Below are 6,000 nucleotides of genomic sequence, written 5' to 3'. Positions count from 1 at the left end.
TTTTTTTGTCAAGCTCAGTCCATAGTAAGTAGAAAAGTAGATCCTCTTCATCCAAGCGTATTAAGCATTACTATTTTTGATGCCCCTCATGCTTTAAATGTTATAGGAGACAGATGTACAATTGGCGGTACAGTGAGAACCTTTCAGCAGGATGTTCAAGACATCATTGTCAATGAGATGAAACAATTGATAGAAGGAATTAAGCTATTTCACGGTGTAGATGTAGAATTTGTCTATCACGAAGGTTATCCAGCCGTTGTTAATCACGAGGAGGAAACCCATTATTTAATGAAAAGTGCAGAAGAAATACTTACTTCACAGCACGTTACCCAAGCATCAATGGAAATGGGGGGAGAGGATTTTTCCTATTACCTTCAACATGTTAAAGGCTGCTTTTTCTTCACAGGTGCACTCCAATCAGGAAAAACTCCGATACCTCATCATCATCCACTGTTTGACCTAGATGAAGACGCCTTACTAGTTGCGGCTAAAGTTTTAACAAAGACAGCTACGGAATATAGTAGAGAAAAAGCAACAGAATAACTCTCATACAAAAAACGGAATGCCCCTTTTGGGAACACTCCGTTTTTTATTTCATTATTTTTTTAAGTCTTAAAGGTGCATACACCTGAGCAAATAGTATACTGAACATGATATTTAAAGCTCCCATTAGTAAACCAGTCGAATAGTCGCCCAGTATAATTAAGAGGAAGGAAAAAACAATACTTTGAAAAAATAAAATAAACTGTACTAGCCTTACGAAAGACGGTATCATCTTTTGCTTTGGAAAAGGGTAGATTAGATTCCATATCATCCATTTATTTTTCTCCACTAATGGGATGAGTTGGAAGCCAGTTAAATATAGAAATAAAACACTAAAGAAGAATTGAAGCACTGGTATATCATTCCACACAATTAAACATGCCCCAATTAAGGTTAACCTCACACACAAACCAAAATATTCATCTGACCTAATCAATGAACGACTAAATAAATAACTATACGATTGTTCTCGATTGTATGGCACAAATTGATAACAGAAGCTAAGCCAATTTCTTCTCTTTACTTGACCTTTTAAATGTGGAACATCTGTAAACAAGTTCGCCACACGATAAAACCGGAGCATTCTTTGTTCTTCTATTGCAATGAGACGTTCCCATTTTAATAATTTGGATTTACTACTGGTCACCATGGTTATCCCGTACGAGCCTAGAATCACGAGCAGAATAAGGACATGTATCAGGGTAAGCGACGGTTGAAACATCACATAGATTGTTAAAGCATTTAAGATGTATCTAATCAATGTATCAAAAAACTCAGGAGAGGATTCTTGAGTTTTCAAAATAGACCACTTGATGAACATATTCCATAGTCTAAGTACCATTAGTATGACACCTAAATATAGAAAAGCTGAAAATCCTTCTCCTGTTACACGAACATATATTGGCATGAATACTAGTAACGCCATCAACTGGATGACTGTTGGGMMTAAAAAGGAGAGTCGCATACTTTTTTTAAAATAATCGTTCAGCCTAGATTCCATCGGTAAGAGATATACTTTATCTGCTTCTTTTAGCAATGTATAAAAGGGCGTCCACGTGCTAAAAAAACTTAATACTACTGCTAGCACTAGAATACCTGGATAAGATTCAGGTATCGTTTTAATCCATTCGCTATAAGTGTAAGCACCTCCACCAACCGCAAAAATCATGACAAAAAGTAGATGGTCGTTAAACATATAGCGTAGATATTTTTGTAATTCTATAAAATACGCTTGAAATCGTTTCTCCCAAAGTGTTTGGTTATTCATCATGCCCATCCTTTGTCAGCTGAATATACATATCATCCAAGCTAGCAAACGGCATGTTAAATTGATCTCTCAAATGTTCTAACGTGCCTGCCGCTTTAATTTCGCCCTCATGTAAAATGATAAAGGAATCACAATATTTTTCAGCAGTAGCTAATATGTGGGTAGACATTAAAATACCTGCGCCATTATTTTTCATTCTCACCATCCAATTTAATAAAGACTGGATACCTAAGGGGTCTAAACCTAAGAAGGGTTCATCAATTATGTATAATTTGGGTTCAACCAAAAATGCGCTTAAAATCATTACCTTTTGCTTCATACCTTTTGAGAAATGAGCAGGAAACCAGTTTAACTTTTTTCCATTCTGAATTCCTTTAATAATGGAGGTAGCTTCTGATTCATTTCTTCCTTGGTTAAACCGTAGGCCATAGCTGTTAATTCTAAATGCTCTTGTAACGTTAGTTCTTCGTAAAGGATTGGCGTCTCAGGAATGAAAGTAAAGGAACCACGATAGTTGTCAGGGTCATCTTGGATTGATCGACCATTAATCGTAATCCTTCCATTTTTTTGCTCCATTAATCCTGTGATATGTTTTATTGTCGTACTCTTTCCAGCACCGTTCAACCCAATTAATCCTACGATCGAGTTAGATTCTACTATAAACGAAATGTTTTTTAATACAGGCTTCCTTGTATATCCACCGACTAAATCTTTCACTTCTAAAAGCACGTGCATCATTCTCCTTCCACGTTTCTTACATTTTAGCAAAAAGAAAAAGATTTCACACGAAAAATCAATTTTATGTATAGGTGCAGGAATGTTGGTTATCATAATAATCGAAGGGAACACAAAAACGTAAAACGGGGTGGTTATTAAACGCCAGGACCGAATTACACCAGTAGAAGTAGATCCTTATTTGATAAGGGGATGATTGTATTGCATCAAGAAGCCGAAAGACTAACCATTTATACAAACTACTAAATGGGGTGACTACCGGAGATCTACACCAATCTTTATACGTTGATTTAAAAAAGATACGTTAAGGGGATGGTTGTATTGAACCAAGGCAATTCTTACCAAGACACATCTATTGCATAAATCTATTGCAAAATGGGGTGTTTGTTAAGGAGAATGATGCGTAAGATCTCACCTACTTTATTTTCCCTTCAGGCTGGGCAGGATATTCGATCCTGTCCAGTTTTCTATTGTTTACCACCTGTGGTACTATGAAGAAAAAGGTGAAGGAGATGGAAGTAATGAGCAATTGTATATTTTGTAGTATTATCACTGGCGATATTCCCTCTGCAAAAGTATATGAGGATGAGCATGTACTTGCGTTTTTAGATATCAGTCAAGTAACGAAAGGCCATACTTTACTAATCCCTAAAGAACATAAAGAAAACGTCTACGAATTAACAGAAGAAATGGCTAGTCATCTTTTTAAAGTAGCCCCTAAAATTGCAAATTCATTAAAAGCTACATACGAGCCAGTTGGATTAAACTTGCTAAATAATAATGGCGAAGATGCTGGACAATCTGTATTTCATTTCCATTTACATTTTATCCCTAGATATGGGGATGGGGGATGGATTTGGAGCCGTATGGAAAACCCATACAAGTGATTTTTCTAAGGAAGACTTACAGAAAATGGCTAAGGAAATAAATAATAATATTCAATAAATTACACGCATTACTCTTTACGTATTTTCTCTTTGTGTTATAATTTTAAGTAATTTCTCGCCTGCGGTCATGAGGACACGCCGGGAGAATAAGTCTAGTTAGATGAGAATAGGAGAGATGAGAAATGAATACGAAAACGATGGTGACACTATCTTTATTTGTGGGGATAGGCGCTGTATTACATGCCGTAATTCCAGGCATTGGAGATGGTATGAAACCAGACATGATGCTAGTCATGATGTTTCTTGGGATTATTACATTTCCTACTATTAAGAACGCTTTAACAATTGGTGTAGTTGCAGGACTAATATCTGGAATCACCACTACGTTTCCAGGCGGATTTCTTCCAAATGTGATGGATAAACCTTTAACAGCTTTACTATTTTTTGGATTATTGATTTTGGGTAAACGATTTATTCCTTTGTTTCCCTTGTCTGTTGGATTGACAGCAATTGGTACACTTATTTCCGGAACAATCTTTTTAACTTCTGCACTTATCATTGTTGGTTTACCAGTACCATTTACTGTGCTATTGATTGGAGTTGTATTACCAGCCATTGTCTTAAATGGTATCGCCATGTTTATCTTATACCCGATTGTTCAAACGATCCTAAAGCGAACTTCTTTAATTGATGAAGCTGCCGCATAAACGATAAAAAAAGGCTGTCTAATTAGGCAGCCTTTTTCATGTTCCAATAATGTGAAGAAGAATTCCAATAATGAGTGTAATAATGCCTCCTATGCAAAGAACGCTAGCTCTTTTTTTTTAGCAAATTTTTGGGAGGATACATCCCCTGCTTACTTGTTGCGACTAAATAATGAATCATGCCTAAGAATAATATGATACTTAATCCGTAAAATCCTATAACAATACCTGACACATATCTCACCCCATCCTAGAGATGTCCTATATTCAATGGTATGCTAAGGATCCCTTATGTATGAGAAAGTCGTTTAGACAATACGAGAAAGGGAAAGTGTTTAGAAGGATTTCAATAAATTTTGTAGAATAATACTATAAAGGACTAAGTCTAAGATGAGGTGAACCTTTAATGAACAATAAGAAATCATTTTCATGGGTTTGGTAACTGGATCGATTGCAGCTGCTGCCTATACATTTCTTCACGCACCAAATTCAGGAAAAGTAACAAGAAAACAATTAGAAGAAAAAAGAATACACTAATCTCTCAATATAAAGACGTTAGCTTTGCTGCGAAAGATGTGAAGAATTCTATTCAAACTTTAGTCAAAGAGGGCAAAGAAACGATCTCTGCCTTTTCAAAAGATGTGAAGAATTCTGTTGAATACTGGAAAGAAGATATTAATCAAAATACGAATAAAATTAAACTAGAAATAGAATCGATTCAAGAAACAGTTAAAAAGCTGGAAGAAAATATGCCAAAAGCATCCAAAAATGAAGGAAATCAATAAATATTCTAAAGATTTTCATCATTTCCTCTTTTCTCACACTCATTTTATTGGCATAATATTGGTAAGCGTCTATAAGGGTATTGGTAGGAACGGATAAAGGAGATGGGATTCTATGTCAGAAAAGTCTTTTCAAATGAAGGAGGCCATGTTGTTCAGTCAAAGGATGGCACAACTTAGTAAAGCATTATGGAAAGCCATAGAAAAAGATTGGCAACAATGGATTAAGCCTTATGACTTAAATATTAATGAACATCACATACTATGGATTGCGTATCATCTAAAGGGCGCTTCCATTTCAGATGTAGCTAAATTTGGGGTCATGCATGTATCTACTGCGTTTAACTTCTCAAAAAAGTTAGAAGAACGCGGCTTACTTGAATTTTCGAAAAAGGAATCTGATAAGCGAAATACCTATATTTGTTTGACAGACAAAGGTGAAAGCGTTTTATTAGACTTAATGAAAAACTATCAACCTGAAAATCACGCGGTCTTTAAAGGGGTAGGACCTTTACGTGAGCTTTATGGGCGCTTTCCAGATATGATTGAGATGATGAGTGTAGTGAAGCATATTTACGGAGAAGACTTTATGGATATCTTCGAAACTAGCTTTCATCATATAGAAACAGAATTTGATGAAGTAGATGGTCATATTGTAAAAAACAAGCATCAAGAAGAGCCAGTTTAATCCAGGTTTCTCTTTAAAACAGACATTAAATTCATGTACAAGCCTTGGTTTAAGCAGGCCTGTATCACTTCTTCTACTTTAAGACTTGGTTTTATCGTATGAAGTTTATGTTGAAAATCATAATAAAGCGGAGAAAAAAATAACAAAATGATCCGCTTTTTCTTCTTCCATTTTCATGTTCATCTCTTCACACATTTCCTTCAACTGTTTTACTTCATTCTCCGTTAAATCATTTTCTAAAATAAATCGATTAAAGGAATTTGCGTTGGCTGGCAACATCTGCAAAATCAGACGCTGATGATATTCTAATTTTTCTATTATTCTTAGGAAATTGTCCACTTCTTTCATACTTCTTTCCACCTTTATATTCATTCCTATAAATTGTAAACCTTTT

The 6,000-nt window shown here is 35.3% G+C and carries 9 protein-coding genes and 2 pseudogenes; 6 read left to right on the top strand and 5 right to left on the bottom strand.

Annotation, left to right across the window (positions count from 1 at the left end):
• Positions 1-543: M20 metallopeptidase family protein (locus M44_RS20375; protein ID WP_010171390.1), on the top strand; the 543-nt coding region annotated here is incomplete at its 5' end.
• Positions 544-589: 46 nt separating this feature from the next.
• Here M44_RS20375 and M44_RS04825 read toward each other — a convergent pair.
• Together M44_RS04825 and M44_RS20370 are read right to left on the bottom strand one after the other, a co-directional pair.
• Positions 590-1,810: an ABC transporter permease gene (locus M44_RS04825; RefSeq protein WP_010171388.1), complete on the bottom strand. Its 1,221-nt coding sequence runs from the start codon at positions 1,808-1,810 to the stop codon at positions 590-592.
• Positions 1,803-2,545 (bottom strand): annotated as a pseudogene (locus M44_RS20370) (ABC transporter ATP-binding protein). The gene M44_RS04825 and the pseudogene M44_RS20370 overlap by 8 nt, the downstream one beginning before the upstream one ends.
• A 521-nt stretch (positions 2,546-3,066) precedes the next feature.
• Here M44_RS20370 and M44_RS20365 point away from each other — a divergent pair.
• Both M44_RS20365 and M44_RS04810 read left to right on the top strand, forming a co-directional pair.
• Positions 3,067-3,490, top strand: a pseudogene (locus M44_RS20365) (HIT family protein).
• Positions 3,491-3,614: 124 nt separating this feature from the next.
• Positions 3,615-4,139: a tryptophan transporter gene (locus M44_RS04810; protein ID WP_010171379.1), complete on the top strand. Its 525-nt coding sequence runs from the start codon at positions 3,615-3,617 to the stop codon at positions 4,137-4,139.
• Positions 4,140-4,242: 103 nt separating this feature from the next.
• Here the strand turns inward: M44_RS04810 and yhzF are convergent, their stop codons facing one another.
• On the bottom strand, positions 4,243-4,371 hold the full coding sequence (yhzF, locus tag M44_RS30190) for a membrane protein YhzF (protein WP_474371580.1): 129 nt from the start codon (positions 4,369-4,371) through the stop codon (positions 4,243-4,245).
• 194 nt (positions 4,372-4,565) lie between these two features.
• On the opposite strand from yhzF, the gene M44_RS26810 reads away from it, so the two are divergent.
• The 3 genes from M44_RS26810 to M44_RS04795 all read left to right on the top strand — a co-directional run bounded on the left by M44_RS26810 (position 4,566) and on the right by M44_RS04795 (position 5,606).
• Positions 4,566-4,673, top strand: a complete 108-nt coding sequence (locus M44_RS26810; RefSeq protein WP_010171377.1) for a YtxH domain-containing protein — start codon at positions 4,566-4,568, stop codon at positions 4,671-4,673.
• A gap of 38 nt (positions 4,674-4,711) precedes the next feature.
• A complete protein-coding gene (locus tag M44_RS04800) occupies positions 4,712-4,921 on the top strand; it encodes a hypothetical protein (protein WP_010171375.1) in 210 nt (69 codons plus the stop codon).
• A gap of 112 nt (positions 4,922-5,033) precedes the next feature.
• Complete coding sequence (locus M44_RS04795; protein ID WP_010171374.1) at positions 5,034-5,606, top strand: HTH-type transcriptional regulator Hpr; 573 nt, start codon at positions 5,034-5,036, stop codon at positions 5,604-5,606.
• On the opposite strand, the gene M44_RS29795 is transcribed toward M44_RS04795, so the two are convergent.
• On the bottom strand, positions 5,603-5,752 hold the full coding sequence (locus M44_RS29795) for a DUF1878 family protein (protein ID WP_162013644.1): 150 nt from the start codon (positions 5,750-5,752) through the stop codon (positions 5,603-5,605). The genes M44_RS04795 and M44_RS29795 overlap by 4 nt on opposite strands.
• A complete protein-coding gene (locus M44_RS24750) occupies positions 5,724-5,954 on the bottom strand; it encodes a DUF1878 family protein (RefSeq protein WP_010171372.1) in 231 nt (76 codons plus the stop codon). Before M44_RS24750 ends, M44_RS29795 begins: the two co-directional genes overlap by 29 nt.
• Positions 5,955-6,000: the final 46 nt, after the last annotated feature.

It is taken from the genome of Bacillus coahuilensis m4-4 (assembly GCF_000171615.1).
Taxonomy (GTDB): domain Bacteria; phylum Bacillota; class Bacilli; order Bacillales; family Bacillaceae_K; genus Bacillus_T; species Bacillus_T coahuilensis.
Note: the sequence above shows the minus strand (reverse complement) of the source record. Positions and strands in the feature narration are given on the sequence as shown.

What these genes read in the sequence shown, in the direction of transcription:
- M44_RS04810 (WP_010171379.1), top strand. Translation starts at nt 3,615, where the DNA reads ATGAATACGAAAACGATGGTGACACTATCTTTATTTGTGGGGATAGGC.
- M44_RS26810 (WP_010171377.1), top strand. Translation starts at nt 4,566, where the DNA reads ATGGGTTTGGTAACTGGATCGATTGCAGCTGCTGCCTATACATTTCTT.
- M44_RS04795 (WP_010171374.1), top strand. Translation starts at nt 5,034, where the DNA reads ATGTCAGAAAAGTCTTTTCAAATGAAGGAGGCCATGTTGTTCAGTCAA.
- M44_RS24750 (WP_010171372.1), bottom strand. Translation starts at nt 5,954, where the DNA reads ATGAAAGAAGTGGACAATTTCCTAAGAATAATAGAAAAATTAGAATAT.